This window comes from Bacillus sp. MMSF_3353 (genome assembly GCF_030733445.1).
GTDB lineage: Bacteria > Bacillota > Bacilli > Bacillales > Bacillaceae_G > Bacillus_A > Bacillus_A wiedmannii.
This window is the reverse complement of sequence record NZ_JASHJA010000001.1, coordinates 360,139-381,901: the sequence shown is the minus strand read 5'-3', so window position 1 is coordinate 381,901 and position 21,763 is coordinate 360,139. Positions and strand designations below refer to the sequence as shown.

At 36.0% G+C, this 21,763-nt stretch carries 24 protein-coding genes; 3 read left to right on the top strand and 21 right to left on the bottom strand.

Translation table 11 applies throughout. The annotated features are described in order from the left end of the window. Window positions 1-37 precede the first annotated feature (37 nt). From RBB48_RS02000 to RBB48_RS01985, 4 genes are all read right to left on the bottom strand, one after another. Window positions 38-451, bottom strand: a complete 414-nt coding sequence (locus RBB48_RS02000) for a Fur family transcriptional regulator (protein WP_001054512.1) — start codon at window positions 449-451, stop codon at window positions 38-40. A 13-nt stretch (window positions 452-464) separates the two neighbouring features. Beyond that, window positions 465-1,298, bottom strand: coding sequence for a metal ABC transporter permease (locus tag RBB48_RS01995; protein WP_000613823.1), 834 nt, complete (start codon window positions 1,296-1,298; stop codon window positions 465-467). After that, window positions 1,298-2,068 carry a metal ABC transporter ATP-binding protein gene (locus RBB48_RS01990; RefSeq protein WP_001059648.1) on the bottom strand — a complete coding sequence of 257 codons (771 nt, stop codon included), beginning with the start codon at window positions 2,066-2,068 and terminating at the stop codon, window positions 1,298-1,300. The genes RBB48_RS01995 and RBB48_RS01990 overlap by 1 nt, the downstream gene beginning before the upstream one ends. A gap of 241 nt (window positions 2,069-2,309) precedes the next feature. Beyond that, window positions 2,310-3,188: a YitT family protein gene (locus RBB48_RS01985; protein ID WP_000435955.1), complete on the bottom strand. Its 879-nt coding sequence runs from the start codon at window positions 3,186-3,188 to the stop codon at window positions 2,310-2,312. A 149-nt stretch (window positions 3,189-3,337) separates the two neighbouring features. Between RBB48_RS01985 and RBB48_RS01980 the strand changes: the two genes are divergently transcribed. Then, entirely contained in the window at window positions 3,338-3,592 is a 255-nt protein-coding gene (locus RBB48_RS01980; protein ID WP_001048965.1) for a DUF2624 domain-containing protein, read from the top strand. 26 nt (window positions 3,593-3,618) lie between these two features. Here the strand turns inward: RBB48_RS01980 and RBB48_RS01975 are convergent, their stop codons facing one another. Together RBB48_RS01975 and RBB48_RS01970 are read right to left on the bottom strand one after the other, a co-directional pair. Beyond that, a complete protein-coding gene (locus RBB48_RS01975) occupies window positions 3,619-4,515 on the bottom strand; it encodes a deoxyribonuclease IV (RefSeq protein ID WP_088064422.1) in 897 nt (298 codons plus the stop codon). Window positions 4,516-4,705: 190 nt separating this feature from the next. Further along, window positions 4,706-6,016 (bottom strand): DEAD/DEAH box helicase, encoded by a 1,311-nt coding sequence (locus RBB48_RS01970; RefSeq protein ID WP_000194012.1) that lies wholly within the window; start codon window positions 6,014-6,016, stop codon window positions 4,706-4,708. Between the two features lie 180 nt (window positions 6,017-6,196). On the opposite strand from RBB48_RS01970, the gene vrrA reads away from it, so the two are divergent. Beyond that, window positions 6,197-6,931: a VrrA/YqfQ family protein gene (vrrA, locus tag RBB48_RS01965; protein WP_097907663.1), complete on the top strand. Its 735-nt coding sequence runs from the start codon at window positions 6,197-6,199 to the stop codon at window positions 6,929-6,931. A gap of 89 nt (window positions 6,932-7,020) precedes the next feature. Next, window positions 7,021-7,971: a 4-hydroxy-3-methylbut-2-enyl diphosphate reductase gene (locus RBB48_RS01960; RefSeq protein WP_087985254.1), complete on the top strand. Its 951-nt coding sequence runs from the start codon at window positions 7,021-7,023 to the stop codon at window positions 7,969-7,971. Window positions 7,972-8,009: 38 nt separating this feature from the next. On the opposite strand, the gene RBB48_RS01955 is transcribed toward RBB48_RS01960, so the two are convergent. From RBB48_RS01955 to RBB48_RS01885, 15 genes are all read right to left on the bottom strand, one after another. Beyond that, the gene (locus RBB48_RS01955; protein WP_088608155.1) at window positions 8,010-9,131 is read right to left on the bottom strand and encodes a Nif3-like dinuclear metal center hexameric protein; all 1,122 of its coding nucleotides are present in this window, start codon (window positions 9,129-9,131) and stop codon (window positions 8,010-8,012) included. Beyond that, window positions 9,128-9,835: a tRNA (adenine(22)-N(1))-methyltransferase gene (locus tag RBB48_RS01950; RefSeq protein ID WP_088608156.1), complete on the bottom strand. Its 708-nt coding sequence runs from the start codon at window positions 9,833-9,835 to the stop codon at window positions 9,128-9,130. The genes RBB48_RS01955 and RBB48_RS01950 overlap by 4 nt, the downstream gene beginning before the upstream one ends. A 165-nt stretch (window positions 9,836-10,000) precedes the next feature. Next, on the bottom strand, window positions 10,001-10,357 hold the full coding sequence (cccA, locus tag RBB48_RS01945; protein WP_000828141.1) for a cytochrome c550: 357 nt from the start codon (window positions 10,355-10,357) through the stop codon (window positions 10,001-10,003). A gap of 385 nt (window positions 10,358-10,742) precedes the next feature. Then, window positions 10,743-11,870 carry an RNA polymerase sigma factor RpoD gene (rpoD, locus tag RBB48_RS01940; protein WP_000764061.1) on the bottom strand — a complete coding sequence of 376 codons (1,128 nt, stop codon included), beginning with the start codon at window positions 11,868-11,870 and terminating at the stop codon, window positions 10,743-10,745. Window positions 11,871-11,929: 59 nt separating this feature from the next. Beyond that, window positions 11,930-13,726 (bottom strand): DNA primase, encoded by a 1,797-nt coding sequence (gene dnaG, locus RBB48_RS01935; protein WP_000528234.1) that lies wholly within the window; start codon window positions 13,724-13,726, stop codon window positions 11,930-11,932. Between the two features lie 82 nt (window positions 13,727-13,808). Further along, a complete protein-coding gene (locus RBB48_RS01930) occupies window positions 13,809-13,979 on the bottom strand; it encodes a DUF188 domain-containing protein (protein WP_179862445.1) in 171 nt (56 codons plus the stop codon). Window positions 13,980-14,577: 598 nt separating this feature from the next. Then, the gene (locus RBB48_RS01925; RefSeq protein WP_000368941.1) at window positions 14,578-15,390 is read right to left on the bottom strand and encodes a pyruvate, water dikinase regulatory protein; all 813 of its coding nucleotides are present in this window, start codon (window positions 15,388-15,390) and stop codon (window positions 14,578-14,580) included. 29 nt (window positions 15,391-15,419) lie between these two features. Continuing rightward, window positions 15,420-16,052: a transcriptional regulator CcpN gene (ccpN, locus tag RBB48_RS01920; protein WP_002077328.1), complete on the bottom strand. Its 633-nt coding sequence runs from the start codon at window positions 16,050-16,052 to the stop codon at window positions 15,420-15,422. 107 nt (window positions 16,053-16,159) lie between these two features. Next, window positions 16,160-16,906 (bottom strand): DNA repair protein RecO, encoded by a 747-nt coding sequence (recO, locus tag RBB48_RS01915; protein WP_000487012.1) that lies wholly within the window; start codon window positions 16,904-16,906, stop codon window positions 16,160-16,162. A gap of 33 nt (window positions 16,907-16,939) precedes the next feature. Further along, window positions 16,940-17,083, bottom strand: coding sequence for a YqzL family protein (locus tag RBB48_RS01910; protein WP_000883924.1), 144 nt, complete (start codon window positions 17,081-17,083; stop codon window positions 16,940-16,942). A 176-nt stretch (window positions 17,084-17,259) separates the two neighbouring features. Next, window positions 17,260-18,165, bottom strand: coding sequence for a GTPase Era (gene era, locus RBB48_RS01905; RefSeq protein ID WP_001080239.1), 906 nt, complete (start codon window positions 18,163-18,165; stop codon window positions 17,260-17,262). Next, window positions 18,158-18,556, bottom strand: coding sequence for a cytidine deaminase (locus RBB48_RS01900; protein ID WP_001086294.1), 399 nt, complete (start codon window positions 18,554-18,556; stop codon window positions 18,158-18,160). The genes era and RBB48_RS01900 overlap by 8 nt, the downstream gene beginning before the upstream one ends. 99 nt (window positions 18,557-18,655) lie before the next feature. Next, entirely contained in the window at window positions 18,656-19,009 is a 354-nt protein-coding gene (locus tag RBB48_RS01895) for a diacylglycerol kinase family protein (RefSeq protein ID WP_000715485.1), read from the bottom strand. Continuing rightward, window positions 19,006-19,476: an rRNA maturation RNase YbeY gene (gene ybeY / locus RBB48_RS01890; protein ID WP_000054689.1), complete on the bottom strand. Its 471-nt coding sequence runs from the start codon at window positions 19,474-19,476 to the stop codon at window positions 19,006-19,008. The genes RBB48_RS01895 and ybeY overlap by 4 nt, the downstream gene beginning before the upstream one ends. Further along, the gene (locus tag RBB48_RS01885; RefSeq protein ID WP_048541521.1) at window positions 19,473-21,617 is read right to left on the bottom strand and encodes an HD family phosphohydrolase; all 2,145 of its coding nucleotides are present in this window, start codon (window positions 21,615-21,617) and stop codon (window positions 19,473-19,475) included. The genes ybeY and RBB48_RS01885 overlap by 4 nt, the downstream gene beginning before the upstream one ends. Between the last annotated feature and the right edge of the window lie 146 nt (window positions 21,618-21,763).

Sequence of the window (21,763 nt, the reverse complement as noted above, 5' to 3'; positions counted from 1 at the left end):
CGTAAAAAAGCTCGTCAGTTATGTAACCGACGAGTTCTTATTTTGCACATTTTGGACAACGGCCATATATTTCAAACTTATGACCGGTTACTTCATAACCGTTAAAATCTTTATTCATAAAATCCATCGGGCAGGAAGTAATCTCTTTCGTTCCCCCGCAATCTAAACAAATAAAATGATGATGATGTTCCATAATAGAACATGTAAAACGAAAATGTTTTTCACCATTTAATTCCGTTTGTTCTAAAACACCGATTTCAGCAAACACCGTTAAGTTACGATAAATCGTATCAAAGCTAAGACCTGGATAATCATCCTTCATATGCTCTAAAACGTCTTTCGCCGTTAAATAACGATTGTGAGCTGCAAATAACCTGAGCATTTCTTCCCTTTTCCCCGTATGTTTGTATCCTTTATCTTTCATTAGGCGTAAAGCTTCTGTTAGATTCATATCTATCCCTACTTTATGCAGTTTTTTTCTTTTTCCATAAAATCGCACCAATTAAAATAAGAACTGCTATCATAACAATTGTACCACCTGGTGCTAGATCAAGTTGATATGAAGCAAACATTCCACCAATTACTGCAATTTCACCAAATAAAATGGAAAAGAAAATTGTTTGTTTAAATCCATTCGCAATACGAATACTTGCTGCAACTGGTAACGTCATTAATGATGATACGAGAAGAACCCCTACTACACGCATTGATACTGCAATAACAAGAGCAACCAATATAATGAAAATAAAGTGAATCCACTTTGCACTCAAACCGGTTGATACAGCATATTCCTCATCAAACGATAGTAAAAATAACTCTTTGTATAATAAAGTGATCGTTACAATAACAACAATTGCTACAATGCCGATGATTATTAAATCCGTACTTGTTACAGCACTTACACTCCCAAATAAATAACTAAATAAATCAGTGTTAAATCCATTTGCAAGTGATATAAAAATAACCCCAATCCCCATTCCTGCTGAAAGAATAATCGGAATTGCTAATTCTTGATAATGTTTATATACAGTACGTAATTTTTCAATTAGTAACGCCCCACCAATAGAAAAAATCATTCCCATATATAACGGATTTAAAAATCCTCCTGTGAAAATTGTTTTTTCTAGTAGTAAACTTGCAGCAATACCCGATAATGTCACGTGACTTAAAGCATCCGCAATAAGCGACATTCGGCGAATGACAACAAATACACCGATAAGCGGCGCAACAAGTCCTATTAAAATCCCTGCATATAAAGAGTTCCGTAAAAAGTCATATTGTAAAAAATCTTGTATCATTATATCCTCCCGTGATGCTCATGCTCGTGTTCTAAACGATGAACATGATGTCCATATAAGACGGACATTTCTGCATCTTCTAACTCTCGGAACTTCTCTACATTTCCATGGAAATGTAGATGTTGGTTTAAGCATGCAACATGTGTTACCTTCTCTGTAACAGCTCCCATATCATGAGTAACGAGAATTAATGTGATTCCTAACCTTTTGTTTAAATCCTCTAATATCTCATAAAAACTTTCTACATTCTTCACATCGATTCCAACAGTGGGCTCGTCCAAAATAAGTAATTCAGGATCACTAACGAGCGCACGAGCAATAAATACACGCTGTTGTTGTCCACCAGAAAGTTCTCCGATATTGCGCCCTTGAAACGCACTCATCCCTACATCAGCAATCGCTTTTTCTACCTTTTCCTTATCGTTTTTCGTGAAAAAGCGAAACAGCCCTTTTTTCGAAACGAGTCCCATTGATACAACTTCAAAAACAGTGGCCGGAAAACCAGAATTAAAGCTATTTGCCTTTTGCGACACATAACCAACTTTGTTCCATTCTTTAAACTTCTTACTGTCAACACCAAACAAACGAATACTTCCCTGTTTTGGCTTTAAAACGCCTAATAAACATTTTAGCAAAGTAGATTTCCCAGAACCATTTGGCCCAACTAAACCTAAAAAAGCTCCCTTCGGAACTTGCAAATTAATATCTTCTAACACATTTCGATCTTCATATCGAAATGACAATCCTTCTATTTCTAATATATTATTCATAGCATCTCACCTATTTTAATTCAGAATGATTCCGATTTATATCTATTTGAATTATAGTACAGCTTATTATAGTTGTAAACCAATCTGCCTAAAATATATCAATTTTTTCAAGAAACCTTACTATTATAACAAAAAGCAGAGAAAAATTCTCTGCTTCCGAAAAATATTCCTATAAAATGAAACCTTAATCAGATGAGACCATCCCCTAACGATTGGCGAGGGTTTTTACTGGATAAATTTTCTAGTGGATAGCCGATTTAAACTTACCACCATTTGTCTCTTGTGTATTCATAATCGTAACAAACGCATTCGCATCAATTTCATACACAATTGATTTTAACTTCGTCACTTCCAGACGCGTTACAACTGCATAAATAACTTCTTTTTCTTTATCCGTGTAACCGCCTTTCGCTACAAGCTTTGTAGTTCCACGACCAAGACGATGCAAAATCGCATTTGATACTTCCTCATATTGATCTGATACAATTAAAACTGCTTTCGTTTCATCTAAACCTTGAATGACTGTATCAATTGTTTTGAATGCGATATAGTACGTCATAACAGAATACATAGCTTGTTCAACACCAAATACAAATGCTGCCCATGCAAAAATGAATAAGTTCACAAACATTACAAATTCGCCAACAGAGAAAGGTAATTTCTTCGTTAATAAAATACCCATAATTTCTGTTCCGTCCATTGATCCACCATGGCGAATAACGAGCCCTACACCAATACCTAAAATAAGACCACCAAACACTGTTGCTAAAATCGGCTCTGTTGTAAATGGCGGAACAGCATGTAACGTTGATTCAATAAACGCTAAAGCTACAATACCGAACGCCGAAGATAACATGAACGTTTTCCCGATTTGCTTATAACCTGAATACATAAATGGGATATTGAGAATAACGACTAAAGTAGAGAAACTTAACCACCAAATATTAGGAGTAAGATAATCTAATATAAGAGAAATACCAATAATTCCACCATCAATAATTTTATTTGGCATTAAAAATAGTTCAATCGCTACCGCTGCGCATGCTGCCCCAAAAATAATCATAACTAAACGATAAATAAGATGGATAACACTTTCTTTTCGATGTTGCTTTTGTTCCATAGGTCCTCCTTATACTCTTTTTCTATAGTTTTGTCCTTATATTATAACATACGCTTCTTTTTCTCATGGAAAAAGAAACTCTATACGAATATGTACAAGCTACGTACTCATATATTTCGATAGAAGAACGTGTGAAGGAGGATAACTCGATGAACCTCATTAAACAACTTGTAAATAAAAAATTAAATCATATTTCTACAAAAGAGTTATTGAAATATAGTAAAGAATATGAAGTTTCTATTACGACTGCACAAGCGGATCAAATTGTTTTACTTATGAAAGGAAAGAATATTAACATTTACGATAATGACGAACGGCTAGAGCTCTTAAAACAAATAGCAAAAGTAACCTCCCCTGCTACTGCCCAACAAGTAAATACTTTATTTCAGCAACTACTAAAATAAGGAGGGGAAAATCCCCTCCTTATTGCTTATTGCGCTTTAATTTTCTCAAGAATTCCTTCATCAAAAGTACCATTTTTCAGCATTTCGATTTCTAATTTATATGGTGGCTTCTTATCTTTTTTATCTTCACCTACATATGGCGTTTCAAGAATTTTTGGTACGTGCATTAACTGCGGATGATGCACAATATGATGTAACGCTTTATAACCGATATGACCGAAGCCGATATTTTCATGACGGTCCTTTCCTGCGCCGCATACATTTTTACTATCATTAATATGAAGTACTTGCAAACGATCCATACCAACAATCTTATCAAATTTATTTAATACGCCGTCAAAATCATTTACAATATCATATCCTGCATCGTGCGTATGACACGTATCAAAGCATACTGATAATTTTTCATTATATTTTACACCATCAATAATCTTTGCAATTTCTTCAAAGCTACGACCGCATTCTGTTCCTTTTCCTGCCATCGTTTCTAACGCAATGTTAACCGTCTGCTCTGGCATTAATACTTCATTAAGCCCTTTAATAATTTGTTGAATACCAGCATCCGCTCCTGCACCAACGTGCGCACCTGGGTGAAGAACGATTTGTTTCGCTACACCTAATGCCGATGTTCTTTCAATTTCCATGCGAAGGAAGTCTACACCTAATTGGAATGTTTCTGGCTTCGTCGTATTCCCAAGATTAATAATATATGGCGCATGTACGATAATTTCCTCAATACCGTTTAGTTCCATATGTTTTCTTCCTGCTTCTATGTTCAATTCTTCAATTGGTTTTCTTCGTGTATTTTGCGGTGCACCTGTATAAATCATAAACGTCGTTGCACCGTATGAAACAGCCTCTTCACTTGCTGCTAATAACATTTTCTTACCACTCATAGAAACATGAGATCCAATCTTTAACATACAATCACCTCTTCAATATACAATAGATATAATGATAGCATAATTTGTAGAAATATGTAGCGAATTGTTTGTTCCTAAAACACTACGCAAATTGTAACTAGCTACACCGAAACTTTAATCAGTGTTTTTTCATTCCCCACCGATTATTATCCCGCAAATATCCGGATAAAAAAAGATAAGGGGGCTCCCCTTATCTTTTTTTATTGCTATATTTTTTCTTCACTTTATCACGTTCTGTTGCAAGTTTACGTTTATAGTTTGGTTTTACTTTTTTCGGCTTTTTAATAACTTTCGTTGCCATAACATCAAGTTCATCATTTGGTTTTTTACGGCTCTTACGACGACGACGTTCACCTAAATCCGCCCACTCATCTCCGCGTAACTCTACATGCTTGAACTCAATATGACGTTGTTTTTCTAAACTATCTAACGCTTCTTCGTTTGCTGGATCATAAATCGTCACTGCAATACCTGAATGCCCCGCACGTGCTGTTCTTCCAACGCGGTGAACGAAGAAATCTAAATCTGATGGAAGTTCGTAGTTAATAACATGACTAATTCCTTCAATATCAATACCACGTGCTGCTAAATCAGTTGCAACAATATATTGGAATTCAAGATCACGAATTTGTTTCATCATTTTTTTACGATCACGCGGTGATAAATCTCCGTGAATTCGTCCAACTTTTAAGCCACGTTCCATTAATCCGTCAGCAACCTGATCCGCCATCTTCTTCGTATTCGTGAAAACAACTGCTAAATACGGTTTAAATTGTAGCAACATTTTGTTCACTAAATCGATTTTGTTACGATGTTTAGAAGGTACTAAATAATGCTCAATATTCCCAGCCGCAACTTGTTTTGGATTGATATGAATATGCTCTGGATTCTCCATATATTTCTTCAGAAACGGTTTTAGTTTTTGAGGAATTGTTGCAGAGAAAACTAGCATTTGCAGGTTTCTAGGCATGCGTGATGCAATTTTGTCTACATCATGAATGAATCCCATATCAAGCATTAAGTCTGCTTCATCGACAATAATAGTATTTGCTTTATGAACAAATAATGCTTGTGCTTCCACTAAATCTTTAATACGTCCTGGTGTTCCAACTACAATATGAGGTTGTTTTTTCAACTTTTCAATTGATCGTTGTTTATCAGTTCCACCAATTAAACAACGTGCTGTAATCATTTGATCTTCCGCACAAAACTTTGTTAATTTCACGATTTCTTCGTAAATTTGTTGTGCTAACTCACGAGTAGGCGCTGTAATAACAAGTTGTACTTCTTCACGACTTGCATTAATTCTGTTCAATGTAGGAAGTAAGTATGCATGTGTTTTCCCAGAACCTGTTTGGGATTGTCCAATTACACTTACACCTTTTTTCACGACCGGGAAAATTTTCTTTTGAATTCCTGTCGGCTCTGTAAAGCGTAGTTCACGAACTGCATCTATTAAAAATGGTTTAAAATCATACTGTGTAAAAGTTTGTTGTGTCATAAGTTACACCTTCTTTCTAAATTTCTACTGCGCGCACAAATCAGCCAAGTCTACATTATATCGAAATCTACAAGTAAAATCCATCTTTAGTTTAGGTTTTTACTTCAAAAACTAACCTTCTTCCCTCTTATTGCATATTGTATGTGTATATACCTAACTGAAGAAAGGAGGATTTCTCACATGTTTCCAAAATCCCACACAAGGCAAATGTATCCGAATCAAGGACAGCAACCTTATACACCATATCCAATTCCACAACTACCACCGATGGCACAAAAAAAGAAAGGGTTCCTTGCTAAACTCTTTAAAAAACACGATCCAACCGAGCCTTTCATGCAAATGGTTCCACCTTATCGACAAATGGATGGACCGCCGCCAATGATGCACCAGCAACCGCCGCCCCAATACCAACAACAATACCAATACCAACAACAATACCCGCAGCAATACTCACAACAATATCAACCATACATGCAGCAACATCCAGAGCAAATGATTCCCCCTCAAATGTATGAATCAAATGAAACGCGCGGCGGTGCAGCAACTACAGCAGCATCAAGTAGCGGCATCGGCAGTTTTTTTGCAAATTTAATTTCGAATCCAACTAATATGATAAACAATATTGAAAAAGTATCCCAAGTCGTTCAATCTGTAAGCCCTGTCGTCGAACAGTACGGTCCTATTATGCGTAACCTACCAAGCATTGTTAAAATCCTCACCTCTGGAAAAAGTACGGAAGAAGATCCAACTAAAAATCCAACTGAAGACATAACAGAAAAGGTTGAGGTAGCAACTCCGCCTCCTCCACAAAAAAAAAGAAAAAGAAAAAAAATAGTGATTGAGCCTGTCATAGAAAAAGAATTACGAGAGGAGCCTGTTCAAAAAATAGCAACAAAACCAAAACTATATGTGTAACAATCCTTTGTTTTCTATCCATTCCTCCTTTATAATGTAAAAGACTATGCACAAAAGTATCCCTTGTTTAGAAGGAGAGGATTACTCATATGAAAATTGTTAAAATTTCCCCTCGTGGTTATTGCTACGGTGTTGTGGACGCGATGGTTATTGCACGTAACGCCGCATTAGATACATCATTACCAAGACCTATTTATATTTTAGGTATGATTGTTCACAACAAACATGTAACAGATGCATTCGAAGAAGATGGCATCATTACATTAGACGGTCCAAGTCGATTAGAAATTTTAGATAAAATCGATTCTGGTACTGTTATTTTCACTGCACACGGTGTTTCTCCAGAAGTTAAACAACGTGCAAAAGAAAAAGGTTTAACGACAATCGATGCCACTTGTCCAGATGTTACAAAAACACATGACCTTATTGAAGCAAAGAAAGCTGAAGGTTACCATGTCATTTATATCGGCAAAAAAAATCATCCAGAACCAGAAGGTGCAGTTGGTATTGCACCTGACATCGTTCACCTTATCGAAAGAGCTGATGATTTAAAAACATTAGAAATTCCAACAGATAAAATTTTAGTTACAAATCAAACAACGATGAGCCAATGGGATGTTCAACATTTAATGGAGGACATTCAGAAGAAATTCCCAACAGCAGAATTCCATAAGGAAATTTGTTTAGCAACTCAAGTTCGCCAAGAAGCTGTCGCTAAACAAGCTGATGTTGCAGACTTAACAATTGTTGTCGGTGATCCGAAAAGTAACAACTCAAACCGTTTAGCACAAGTATCACAAGAAATCGCTGGTACGAAAGCATACCGCGTTGCAGACGTAAGTGAGATTAAATTAGAATGGCTACAAGGTGTAGAAAACGTAGCTGTTACAGCAGGTGCTTCTACTCCAACTCCAATTACAAAAGAAGTTATCGCTTTCTTAGATCAATATGATCCAATGAATCCCGCTACATGGGAGAGAGTTCGAAAAGTACCATTACAAAAAATATTGCCTCGTGTAAAAGTGAAAAAAGAACAATAATAAAAACCGTTGCCTATAAGCAACGGTTTTTATTTTTCTTATACAAATGTAAATGGATCTGTATGTAATTGCGAAGCATGAATGTGTACATTGAGTTTCTTGTCATCCAATTTTTCTTGTAATTGCTTTTGTACACCTTGCTTCATTACTTTTTCAACGTTATGTCCTGGGTCAACTATATTTAAACCGAGCATCATCGCATCATGAGCAACATGATAATACATGTCACCTGTTACATATACATCCGCTCCTTTAAATTTAGCTTGATTGATGTATTTGTTACCATCGCCACCAAGTACAGCTACTTTGCGCACTTTATCATTTAAATCCCCAACAACTCGTGCACCCTTTACATCTAATGATTTCTTTACATGTTCCGCAAACTGTCCAAGTGTCATTTCTTCTTGTAAATATCCTATTTTTCCAAGCCCTAATGTTTCACCTTTGTTATCAAGTGGATACACATCATATGCTACTTCTTCATATGGATGTGCCGTTACCATTGCTTTAATCACTTTTCGCTGTAGTGAAGCTGGAATTATCGTTTCGATTCGCACTTCTTCTACGCGTTCTAACTGCCCAGTTTCCCCGATATAAGGATTTGTTCCCTCTTGAGGTACAAACGTACCTGTACCCTCGCTATTAAACGTACAGTGGCTATAATTGCCGATATGACCAGCACCTGCGTCTCCTAATGCTTTTCGTACTTCTTCTGCATGAGTTACTGGCACAAACACAACAACTTTTTTCATTTCTTCTGCATATGTCGGTGCCAAAACTTCTGTATTTTGCAATCCTAACGCCTCAGCAAGTAAATCATTTACCCCACCCTTAGCAACATCCACATTTGTATGTGCTGCATAAATGGCAATATCATTTTTAATACACGTTTCAATAATTCTTCCGTACGCTTTATCTGTATGAATCGCTTTTAACGGATTAAAAATTAAAGGGTGATGCGCAATAATGACATTCGCCCCTAATTGAATTGCTTCATCCACAACTTCCTCCGTTACATCTAACGCAATCAATACGTGTTGTACGGGTTTATTAAGCGCTCCAATTTGCAGGCCAATCTTATCTCCTTCCATCGCCAAATGCTTCGGATACATACTTTCAAATAAAGAAATAATTTCATGGCCATTTGGAATTTTACTCATGATAAAACCTCCCGTATCATTTTCATTTTCGCTTCTACTTCCGCACGCTTCGCTTTTGTTTCTTCAGAATCAGCCGCACGTTCTAACTGCTTTAAAATATTTTGGAAGTTTTTCAATTCCCCTTCCCATTTTTCAACGAAAGCTTCACCTTTTTCTTTTATTAAAAATGGTCCCATAAATAATTCCGCTTGTTTATTTTCAGAATAAGGCACCGCAACGTCTCCTCGCTCGCCTACTAAAATCTCGTAAATTTTCCCATCTTCTTTTACGATTTTTTCATGGATAAGCTCCCATCCATTCTCAATAAACCATTCACGAATGTGATGCGCTGCAATATTCGGCTGTAAAATTAAACGAGTTACCCCTTCTAATTTTTCTTTACCACTTTCTAAAATGTCACGAATTAACGCTCCGCCCATTCCAGCAACCGTAATTACATCTACTTCTCCTGGCGCGATAACAGCTAATCCATTCCCTTTACGCACATCTACTTTATCTTGTAAGCCACTTTCAGCTACAGTTGCTTGTGCAGAGCGAAATGGTCCATCTACAACCTCTCCAGCAACTGCTTTTGTAGCAATATTATTTATAATTGTATAACACGGTAAATACGCATGATCCGATCCAATATCAGCTACTGTAGATCCTACCGGTATTTCACGCACTACTTCTTCTAATCGTTTTGAAAGCTTTACTTCATTCATGTATTTCCATTACTCCTTCTCTTGTCAGTCTGTCTCCATGATAATGAATTTATAGTCGTTGTTGCAAGCCTATAAAAACAATTCACTTCTCTATCACTCATCGTATTTTAGAAAATATAGAAAAACAAGCCCTTTGCATAAGCAAAAGGCTTGTCATACGGAACTTTATTTTTTCTTCGATAACCAATCAGCTACTTTAGCGGCTTGATCAGCTGGAACTATATTGGCAGGCATATTTCCTTTTCCTTTCGAAAGAATTTCTTTAATTTCATCTTTTGAAAGTTTTCCACCAATTTTTTGTAAATTAGGTCCTACTGCCCCTTGTAACTGATCACCGTGGCAGCTCGTACAGCTTTGCTTCACAATATCCTCTGGTTTTGATGCTGTTTGTGCTGGCTTCCCGCCATTTTTTGCATCAGCTAACTCTTTAGATTTATTTAGCCCCTGAAATGAAAATACAAACATAACGATAATACCTAATGCTGCAATAAGAGCGAACGGAATCAGCGGATTACGTTTCATATCTCTTCTCCCCCCTCTATACCCCTAAATAGTTAGATGATTCAGTCATTTCCATTGTACTTGAAAACGCTCTATCAGAAAAGAGTAAACTACTAATCGTTAAAAATATTCCATAAATTCAGTTTATTGTTTTTTATTGTTATATCGCTTATTATTTCGATAATTATTAACGTTTCTCATCATATTTTTCACTTTTCTACATATATTTTTGTATAGAATACACAAAATTAATCGAAAAATCGAAAAATGAGCATTTGCAAATCAAAAGACAATTCTGTAAAATAAATTACAAGAAATTGTAATCGTTGCTGATAGCTAAAGTTTAACAAAAGTTAACAAAATAAAAAAGTTTACTTCACAAAGGTGAAGTAAACTTAAAGGTAGCCTATTCTAAGAAATCCTTAAGACGCTTACTACGGCTTGGATGTCTTAATTTACGAAGTGCTTTTGCTTCAATTTGACGGATACGTTCTCTCGTTACGCCGAATACTTTCCCAACTTCTTCAAGCGTACGAGTTCGTCCATCATCTAAACCAAAACGAAGACGTAGAACATTTTCTTCACGATCTGTTAGTGTATCTAACACATCTTCTAATTGTTCTTTTAGCAATTCATACGCTGCATGGTCCGCAGGCGATGTTGCTTCTTGGTCTTCAATAAAATCACCTAAATGGGAGTCATCTTCTTCACCGATCGGTGTTTCAAGAGAAACTGGCTCCTGTGCAATTTTTAAGATTTCGCGTACTTTTTCTGGAGCAAGATCCATTTCTTCACCAATCTCTTCAGGAGATGGTTCGCGTCCTAAATCTTGTAGTAATTGACGTTGTACACGAATTAACTTATTAATCGTTTCAACCATATGAACTGGGATACGAATTGTTCGTGCTTGGTCTGCAATCGCACGTGTAATCGCTTGGCGAATCCACCAAGTTGCATACGTACTAAATTTGAAACCTTTACGATAATCGAACTTTTCAACCGCTTTAATTAGACCCATATTCCCTTCTTGGATTAAGTCTAAGAAAAGCATACCACGGCCCACGTAGCGCTTTGCAATACTTACTACAAGACGTAAGTTTGCTTCTGCAAGACGACGTTTCGCTTCTTCATCGCCTTCTTCAATACGCGTTGCAAGTCGAATTTCTTCTTCTGCAGATAGTAAATCTACACGACCAATTTCTTTTAAATACATACGAACGGGATCATTGATTTTAACCCCAGGTGGTACACTTAAATCATTAAGGTCAAATTCTTCTTCCGCTTTTGTAATTTGGCGATTATTAGGACCTTCGTCGTTATCATTGTCACCAACTAAGTCAATCCCTTGTTCACCTAAATATTCATAGTATTCATCCATTTGATCGGATTCAATTTCAAATCCATTCATGCGTTCTGCAATCTCTTCATATGTAAGAACGCCACGTTTTTTTCCGAGCTCAGTGAGTTGTTCTTTCACTTGCTCAAGGGTCATTTCAGTTTCAATTTGTTTAGAACGAGCTGGTTTGTCAGCCATCTGTTCCCCTCCTTACGCGAGATACAAACATTCATTATACTAAAAATTTATCAAAAAAGCTATTTTCTCGCTTTTTGATTTTGTAAATATGCTACATAATATTTAGCAGCCTCTACAGGATCTGTTTTTTCCATTTGTTTTACCTTAAAGATGATTTCCATCTTTTCAAGTTTTTCTTGATGACGGCTGAGCGTCTCCAAATGGCCTTGTAACACTTCTTCTGTGTATTCTGGATTAATAAATTCATCCGTCGAAATATCAGTGATAATATTTTTCAACTTCTCATCAGAGAGCCAACTTAAAAATGTTCCGACTGAAGGTTCATTTCCCTTTTCATAATATGCGTATAGTTCATATAAAATCCCTTTATGTTCTTCTGTATGAAAATCTTCTATGTGGGATTCCATACGAACAGCCACTTCTGGACTTTGCAACATATGATAAATAATTTCTCTTTCTGCCCTTTCAAAACCTGTTAACTTCGGTTTTGTTTGAACAATTTGAGACGGCTTAGAAACCTGCTTTACTTGTTTTTGCTGTACCTTTTGTTCTTTGCGATATTGGTGCAATTGATTCAAAAGAGTTTCCATTGAATACGAAAATTCTTGCGATAATGACTTCAAATATGATTCTGCCTGCATCGCATCCTGTAGCAACGATAACTCTTTTAAAACACTTTTCACATATTCTTCTTTGCCAGACTCATCTTGCAAATTTTTCCCTAAACGCAAATAATTTATTTTAAAACCAACAAAACTTATACTTGATTTCACAAGATTTTCAAAAGCAGTTGTCCCATATTGTTGCACATATTCATCAGGATCAAGCTTATCTGGCAAGGATGTAACTTTCACTTGGCAACCAACTTTTAGCAATAATTGCCCTGCTTTCATCGTTGCTTCTCGCCCTGCTTTATCACCATCATAGCAAAGAACAACAGTTTCAACGTTACGTCGCAGAAGTTTTGCTTGTTCTTCAGTTAAAGCTGTTCCCATTGTCGCGACAGCTTCTTCCACACCACTTTTTACCGCAGCCATTACGTCGGCATACCCTTCAAAAAGGACCACTTGCCCACGCTTTCTAATAAACGGCCTCGCTTGGTGGAAGTTATACAACAATTTACTTTTATGAAAAATCGGTGTTTCAGGGCTATTTAAATATTTTGGAGTGTCATCTCCTAATGCTCTTCCACTAAACGCTATCACTTTACCTTGTAACGTATAGATTGGAAACATAACTCTTCCACGGAAGCGATCATAATGACTACCATCCTTCTCGCTTCTTATGAGAAGACCAGCTTGTTCCATACTAGACAGCGATAAACCTCTTTTTTGTAAAATTTTCGTTGCTGCATCCCAAGCAGGTGACGCATAACCAATTTCAAACTTCTCAATCATCTCTTTCGTAATACCACGTTTTAACAAATACGAAAGTGCTTCATTTCCTTCTTCTGTATTTACTAATAAATGATGATAGTACTTTTTCAAAAGTTCATGAGCCTGTTGCATGATGACAGTGTCATCAGATATGTCTTCTTGTTGTCCTTGCCCTGATGTATACTCTGCAACCGCCATTCCATTTCTTTCACCTAGCTTTTGAACAGCCTCGGTAAAAGCCAATCCTTCCATTTTCATTAGAAAGGAAAATACATTTCCACCTTCTCCACATCCGAAGCAATGAAAAATTTGCTTATCAGATGAAACAGAGAATGAAGGAGAATTCTCACCATGAAATGGACAAAGGCCAAAATAGTTACGCCCCTGTTTTCTAAGTTGAACGTATTCACCAATCACTTCTACAATATCCGATGACGTCCGAATCTGTTCAACAACTTCTTCGGGAATTCTGTTCCCCATAAATCCATCTCCGTGTCGTATTTTGTATTCGATAAAAATTAAAAAATTCCTTTATAATTCGACAATATTTTTTCTAAACTTATTAGAAAGTGTTGTCGATCACGTTATCAAACGATTTTGTAGGCCCTTTTCTGCGTAATTTCGCAGATACGTACCTACTATATAAAATTGTATCCATTTGCTCACCTGTTACAAATGTACCTCCTGGAGACAATACATATACACTTTTTACAAGAAGACTAGCAAGCACCATATCCTATGTGATCACGAGATCTGTTTTTTTTGCATGTTGATACATATAAAAAATCAACTGTAGCTTATTCAGTATCTACGTAGATCCAATTTCCCTTGCTACTTCCTTAAACGATGAGCATACGATGTGACAAACAAAATTTCGACATGAACTTTCGTTCCAACTTGCACAATTTTCAGCATTCACAGGCTATGCATCTGCATCAACTAATACGATATTGATGTTTTGCATATTTCTGTATTCTACATCCCTTCTGCGAATCCTTCCATAATGTGCGTTTTCTTGTATAGATTTTGTCGATTTAACGTAATTACATGTCTTTTCGTAAATCCTATCCCTAGTTTATTCTGAAAAATTAAAGTCTAAACGTAAAATATAGGTTTTTATCACAATTTTTTATTATAATATATTTTCTTCAACTACGCTACATATCCCTTTATTTTTTCATCTTCTATTTCAGGATAACGAAACCCTGCCTTTAGCATAATAAAAAGACAGAAGAATATAAGTATAACCACTCCGCTATAATCTATTACGAAATTAACAGGTATTGTGTTTCTCACGAGCGAAAAAAGCACATTCACCTTTGGTAAATGTGCTAAAACAATTTTTGGTTTTGCACTGCATTCACAATAATGTTGGCTGTTTCTTCAATCGCTTTATTCGATACATCAATTACTTGACAATTTATTTTACCAACTACATTCTCAAAGTGATCAATTTCTTCTTTAATACGATTAATATTGGCATATGTTGCACCATCACTTAGTCCAAGTGATTTCAATCGCTCTTTTCGAATATGATTCAACTTCTCTGGCGTAATTTTCAAACCGAAGCATTTTTCTTTAGCCACTTGATATAACTCTTCAGGCGGATCTACTTCTGGTACGAGCGGTACATTAGCAACTTTCAAACGTTTGTTATGAGCTAAATATTGAGAAAGTGGTGTTTTTGATGTGCGCGAAATCCCAATCAACACGATATCTGCTTTTAAAATACCACGCGCGTCTCTACCATCATCATACTTTACAGCAAACTCAATCGCTTCAATCTTTTTAAAGTATTCTTCATCTAATCTACGAACAACACCCGGCTCATATCTTGGTACTTGCCCTGTAATTTCTTCAATTTGATCGATAAGAGGCCCGATAATATCATATGCCTCTACGCCTTCTTTCGCAGCCTCTGTCACTAAATACTGACGCATGTCAGGCTTTACTAACGTAAAACAAATAAGCGCTTGATTGCTCTTAGCAATCGAAATCACTTCTTTTAATGTCCCTGTATCTTCTACATACGGTACACGTCTAATATCAGGAGCAAATGGGAATTGCCCCATCGCTGCTCGAACAACCAAATCAGCCGTTTCTCCAACAGAGTCAGATACGACATATACGATTTTATTATCCATTATATTACCTCACTTTAAACAAATTACACTTATTCGTTATTTACTAAGTTTACAAACGCACGTGTAATATTTGTTTTTGTAATTCGTCCAATCACTTCTAAACCTTGCTTCGTATCTTTCACAACCGGCATCGCATCAATCTGTCTTTCTATTAATTCCATCGCAATATCATACAAAGAATCCTCTCTACGACACATCGCAATGTTTGGCATCCTTGTCATGATAATATTAACCGGAAGAGAGGTTAAATCCTGCTTTCCAAGGCTAGCTCTTAATAAATCTTTACGAGACACAACACCAACTAATAGAATCGCCTGATCTACAACAAATAAGGTACCTACGTCCTCTAAAAACATTGTACAAATCGCATCGTATACTGATACATTTTTATCAATTACAGCTGGTCTAGATTGATAATCTTGTACTTTAATTTTCTTAACAGCCTCAGATAATAGCTGCCCCCCGGTTTTACCCGTATAAAAATAACCTACGCGTGGACGCGCTTCTAAATAACCAGCCATCGTTAAAATTGCTAAGTCTGGTCTTAGTGTTGCACGTGTTAATCCTAATTGCGCAGCAATTGACTCCCCTGTAATAGGACCGTGATCTTTTACAATCTGAATGATATGTTCTTGCCGTTTATTCAGCTCTATGATAATCACCACCTTTAATGCACAACGAAAAAAGTTATACTATCTCTTAAATATTATATACTAAATATGCTATTTGAAAAAGATAGGATGTAAAAAGGACCGTATACGGCCCCAAATTATATTTGAAACTTATCAAGTTGTTCTAAGAAACGTCTTGACTTCAAATAAATCCCGCAATATTCATCATAATATGTATTCAATACTAAACGCATTTGTTTTTTTGTGCTATCCTTCACCGATACATTACCAAGTCTATGTAAATCGAAGTGGTAGAAAAGACGTAATAATTTATGAACAGCTTCCCCCACTGGTATACGATACTGGTCTTGCTCAGCATGACGCGAGCACAGAAAACCGCCTTCCCGGACAGAGAAGGCGACAAAATCTGTTTCTTGATGACAAATCGCACATGTATCAAAGTACGGGCGCATCCCTAATACCGGAAGCATTTTCGTTTGATAAATTAATGATAATACTTCTGAATCAACACCCTCACACATATAATGCAACGTTTGATATAACATTTCAAATAAATATGGATTATGTTTTTTATCTTCTGTTGCTTTATCAGTTAACTCAACAATAAATGATGCATAAGCAGTTAAAAATATATCCTCGCGAATTTCTTTCATAGTTGAAATAATCTCGCCTTGTTGCAAAGTTCCAAGTCCAGATCCCATTTGAATAAGAAAATTACCATGGGTCATAAGTTGCGAAACAGATGCTAACCGGCTTTTCGGTTTTTTCGCTCCTCTTGCCATTGCACTTACCTTACCCAATTCTCTTGAGAATATTGTAACAATCTTGTTCGTTTCTCCGTAATCTGTCGTACGGATAACGATGCCCTCAACTTTTTGAAACATGTTCGTCACCATCCAAGGTTTGAACAAAACGGGTCAAGAAATTGGAGAGTCTAGATGCGCTAGCTCCTCTTCATGTTGATCCATCTCATCGTTTACGTCTTTTTCCATTTCTTTCAAAAGCAAGTACGTTTCAATGCTTCCTGTTTTGGAGAAAAACTTCCAGGTAAAATCTAGCATAAGAATCCACCTTTCTCAATAAGCGTAGCCTATAAACCAATTTCCTTTGTTGTTATTAAATTGACCCATTTTGTCCATTTTCATGTGAGAAAAATTTTTCCTAATTTATCAAAACTCATAAAAACCAATAATCAGCGGATGAACAAAACATCCGCTGATTACAGATTTACTCTATTTTAGTACTCGTCTTCGCGGAAACCAAGGTCACGAAGCTGAGACATTTTATTACGCCAATCTTTTTGCACTTTTACCCATACTTCTAAAAATACTTTAGAACCAAGTAATGCTTCAATGTCAAAACGAGCTCGCTTACCGACTTCTTTTAACATCTTTCCTTGCTTACCTATAATAATTCCTTTTTGTGATGCACGTTCAACAACAATCGTTGCGTTTATATAAACCGCTCCGCCCTCACGTTTTTGAATTGCATCAATAACAACCGCTACAGAGTGCGGCACTTCTTCACGTGTTAAATGTAATACTTTTTCACGAATAAGCTCTGAAATAATAAATCGCTCTGGATGATCCGTTACTTGATTATCTGGGTAGTATTGCGGTCCTTCTGGTAAATACTTTTTAATTGTTCCAATTAAAGCATCCACATTATTACCGTCTAATGCAGAAATTGGTACAATCTCTGCAAACTCATATAGTTTACGGTATTGATCAATTAACTCTAATAATTGCTCTGGATGAAGTTGGTCAATTTTATTAATTACTAAAAATACTGGTTGTTTCGTTTCTTTTAATTTCTCAATAATGAATTCCTCACCGCGACCAAATCCTTCAACTGCATTGACCATAAACAGAACAATATCAACTTCTTTTAATGTCGTTTGAGCCATCTTCACCATGAAGTCGCCTAATTTATGTTTAGGTTTATGTATTCCTGGTGTATCAATAAAAATTACTTGTGAATCATTTTCTGTATATACGCCTTGAATTTTATTACGAGTTGTTTGTGGCTTATCACTCATAATGGCAATTTTCTGGCCGATAATACGATTTAAAAATGTAGATTTCCCAACATTCGGTCTGCCAATAATAGAGACAAAACCTGATTTATAACCTTTTCTATTCATGTAAATCCTCCGCTAAAAATGCTCCTGGTAACAATTCTCCGACTGTCGTCTCTTGAACGTCACCATGTAAATTTGATAGGTATACTTTCGTATCCTGTTTACATAATTCTACCATAACTTGTCGACATGCTCCACAAGGAGGTACTGGACGCTTTGTATCCGCCACAATCGCGATAGCTACAAACTCTTTATCTCCTTCAGAAACCGCCTTAAATAAAGCTGTTCTTTCTGCACAGTTACATAAGCCATATGATGCATTCTCAACATTACATCCACGATATACTTTTCCATCCTGTGTTAATAATGCTGCACCTACTTGAAATTTAGAATATGGTACGTACGCTTGTTTACGCGCTTCGATTGCTTCTTGAATTAATTGTTTACTATTCATATTCCCGCATCCTTCCTGTCCACAGCTGTGAATAGATACACTCTCTCATTAAAGGCCTTTACGGCACTTTCAAAGCTTCATAAAAGCTTTGGAATGCAACTATACCACATACGGCAAAAAGATAATAGCACCAATTATAACGGCTATTATCGCAAACAATAAAACCGATCCGGCTGCGACATCCTTTGCAATTTTCGCAAACGGATGTATATCGGTAGTCGCTAAATCTACTGTTTTTTCCACAGCCGTATTTACCATCTCTAAACTCATTACAATTCCTATTACAATAAGTAATACCATCCACTCTACTTTCGTAATATGGAAATAAAAGCCGCAGCATATAACAATGACTGCGGCTACATAATGAATTTTCATATTGCGTTCATGACGAAGACAAAAGAATATACCTGCTATAGCATATCCAAAACTATTTATAAGTTTTCCTTTTTTCATCGACCTAATCCAAATGCCTCTAAAATTTCTTTTTGTCTTCCAAACATTTCTTTTTCATCCTCTTCTGTCATGTGGTCATAACCAAGTAAATGTAAAAAGCCATGTAACGCTAAAAAGCCAAGTTCACGATCAAAAGAATGTCCATACTCTTCAGCTTGTTCTTTCGCTCTCGGAATAGAAATAATAAGGTCACCTAACATACGAGGCATCTCTGCACCTACAATTTCCATTTCTCCTTCTCCCATTTCTTCCATAGCAAAGGAAATGACATCAGTAGGCTGATCCTTATCTCGGTAATCACGATTAATCTCGCGAATGCGTTCGTTATCTACAAATGTCACTGATAACTCCGCACCATCCTCTATTTTTTCCATTTGAGCTGCTTTTTCTAATATCTCACGAATTAAATTCACATATTCTTCTTTCACTTCTTCTGTTTCATCAATGAAATCAATTAATAAACTCATTCTTTCTCCTTCTCTTCCGGTGGTTCCGGATATGTAATACGCGAATGGAAAATACCATTTAACGTTTCACATAACGTTTTTCCAACGATTTGTAGTTCCTTAAACGTCAAATCACATTCACTAAATTGCCCATCTTGCAGGCGATCTTTAATAATACTTTGTACTAAATTATTAATTTGATCTGGCGTTGGGTGATTCATAGAACGTACTGCCGCCTCAACACTATCAGCAATACCAACAATTGCCGACTCTTTAGAAGTTGCTTTTGATCCTGGATAGCGAAACATCTCTTCTGTATATTTTTCTTTATCTTCTTTAATCGCCTTATAATAAAAATATTTAAGTAATGTTGTACCATGGTGTTGTCCAGCAATATCGATAATTTCTTGCGGAATATGGTATTCTTCGAGCATTCTGACTCCATCTGTTACATGAGCAATGATAATATCTTTACTCGTCACAGGATCTAATTTATCATGTGGATTTTCAATTCCCATCTGGTTTTCAATAAAGAATTGCGGTTGTACTGTTTTTCCTACATCATGATAATACGCCCCTACACGTGCTAATACACCATTTGCTCCAACCGCTTCACACGCTGCCTCAGAAAGATTCGCTACCATTACACTGTGGTGATACGTTCCTGGCGCTTCTAACAAAATTCTACGTAAAAGCGGATGATTCGGACTTGATAGTTCCATAAGCTTCATGCTTGATACAATTCCAAGTCCACTCTCTAAATATGGTAATATCCCCATAGCCAAAACGGATGAGATAATTCCTGAAACGGAAGCCATCAATAATTGCGTTCCAATTTCAAGAGGTGAAAAATTCCCATTACGTAATAATAATAACGCCGCTAAGACGACCACATTTAAGATAGAAACGAGTATACCAGCTTGCAAAATCATCGTACGACGATTTTTTTCTCTTAAGAAAATGCTTACTGATAATGAACTTAACAACACATAAATACCTACACTATAATTCAGTGTACTTGTTACCCCTTCATTAAACATAATACTTCCGCACACAGAAAAAATCATACTTGTTAAAAATACAAATCGGTCGCCAATCATTAGTTTTACAAGTATTGTTCCCATCGCAACCGGGACAACATACGCAATTCCTGCATATTCAAGCTTTTGAAACAAACTAATCGTTTTCATTAAAACAATCGTGATAGATAAAATTGTAATATACGCTAAAATATACGGTCTATCTTCTCTTTTACGCTGTAAAAATACTTCAAACTGCTTATGCATAAAGTACAGTAACACACCAATGAGCACTGCTAATCCAACATAAGGCTGAAAACTATTACCTTTCTCTAATAAACCGACTAATTTCAACTGATTATACATATCACTTGAAATTGTTTCACCTTCTCTAACAATAACTTGTCCTTGAAGAATATAAACAGGTGGAATTAAATCTTCTTCCGCTTTCTTCTTCTCTTTCGTTACAGCCGGATCATAAAAATAATTTGCTGTAATCGCATATGATCCTAGCGCGTTCACAGCTTCCTTCAATCCACTATTCACATTGAGGCTTTTCATTTCATTAACAAATCGCTCTTTTGCTGCTATTTCTTCGGACATTTTAATATTTCCACCCATAATAACACTAATAGACGTTAGAGCCGCGTTCTTTGCTAATTCTAATTGATCCGGTTCTGCATTAATAAAATATAATAAATTCTCATCAGATAATTCCTTTGTTAAATTAGATGGCAACTTCTTCTTCAATTTTTCTAATTTATTTGCATCGGTCATCTTTTTTTGCTCTTCAGGTCCAGCAGCTTTCATCTCTTGAATTGCTTCATTTACCTTAGCAAAAACATCATTTACAATATCTACTCTATTTTGTTTATATTCACTTCTATATGTATATTGATCTCCAACTTTTTGAGCGGCCTCTTGTTTTTTTCTGTCCGTTATAACCTTATCTTCAATTTTAATAGGAGAATGAATTGTTTTTTTTGCAATAGAATACATATCAACATCTAATTGCTCTGGTTTTACATTATTCATAAGTGCAAAAAACAGCACTGCTCCTAATAAAACGTAAGAAATCCAACTTAGTTTTTTCGAATGTTGTAAATTACGAAACCACTTAGAAATTTCTTCAGATCTTAACATGATTTCAATACCTTCTCCTCTCCAGAAATAAAGTGAAACTATTTATAGCTTTCATTTCTTCTAGCCAACAATACTTTTAAGTAACATTTTGATACACCAGCACCTATAGTTTATTTCTCTTATCTTTTATGATAGTAAAAAATATG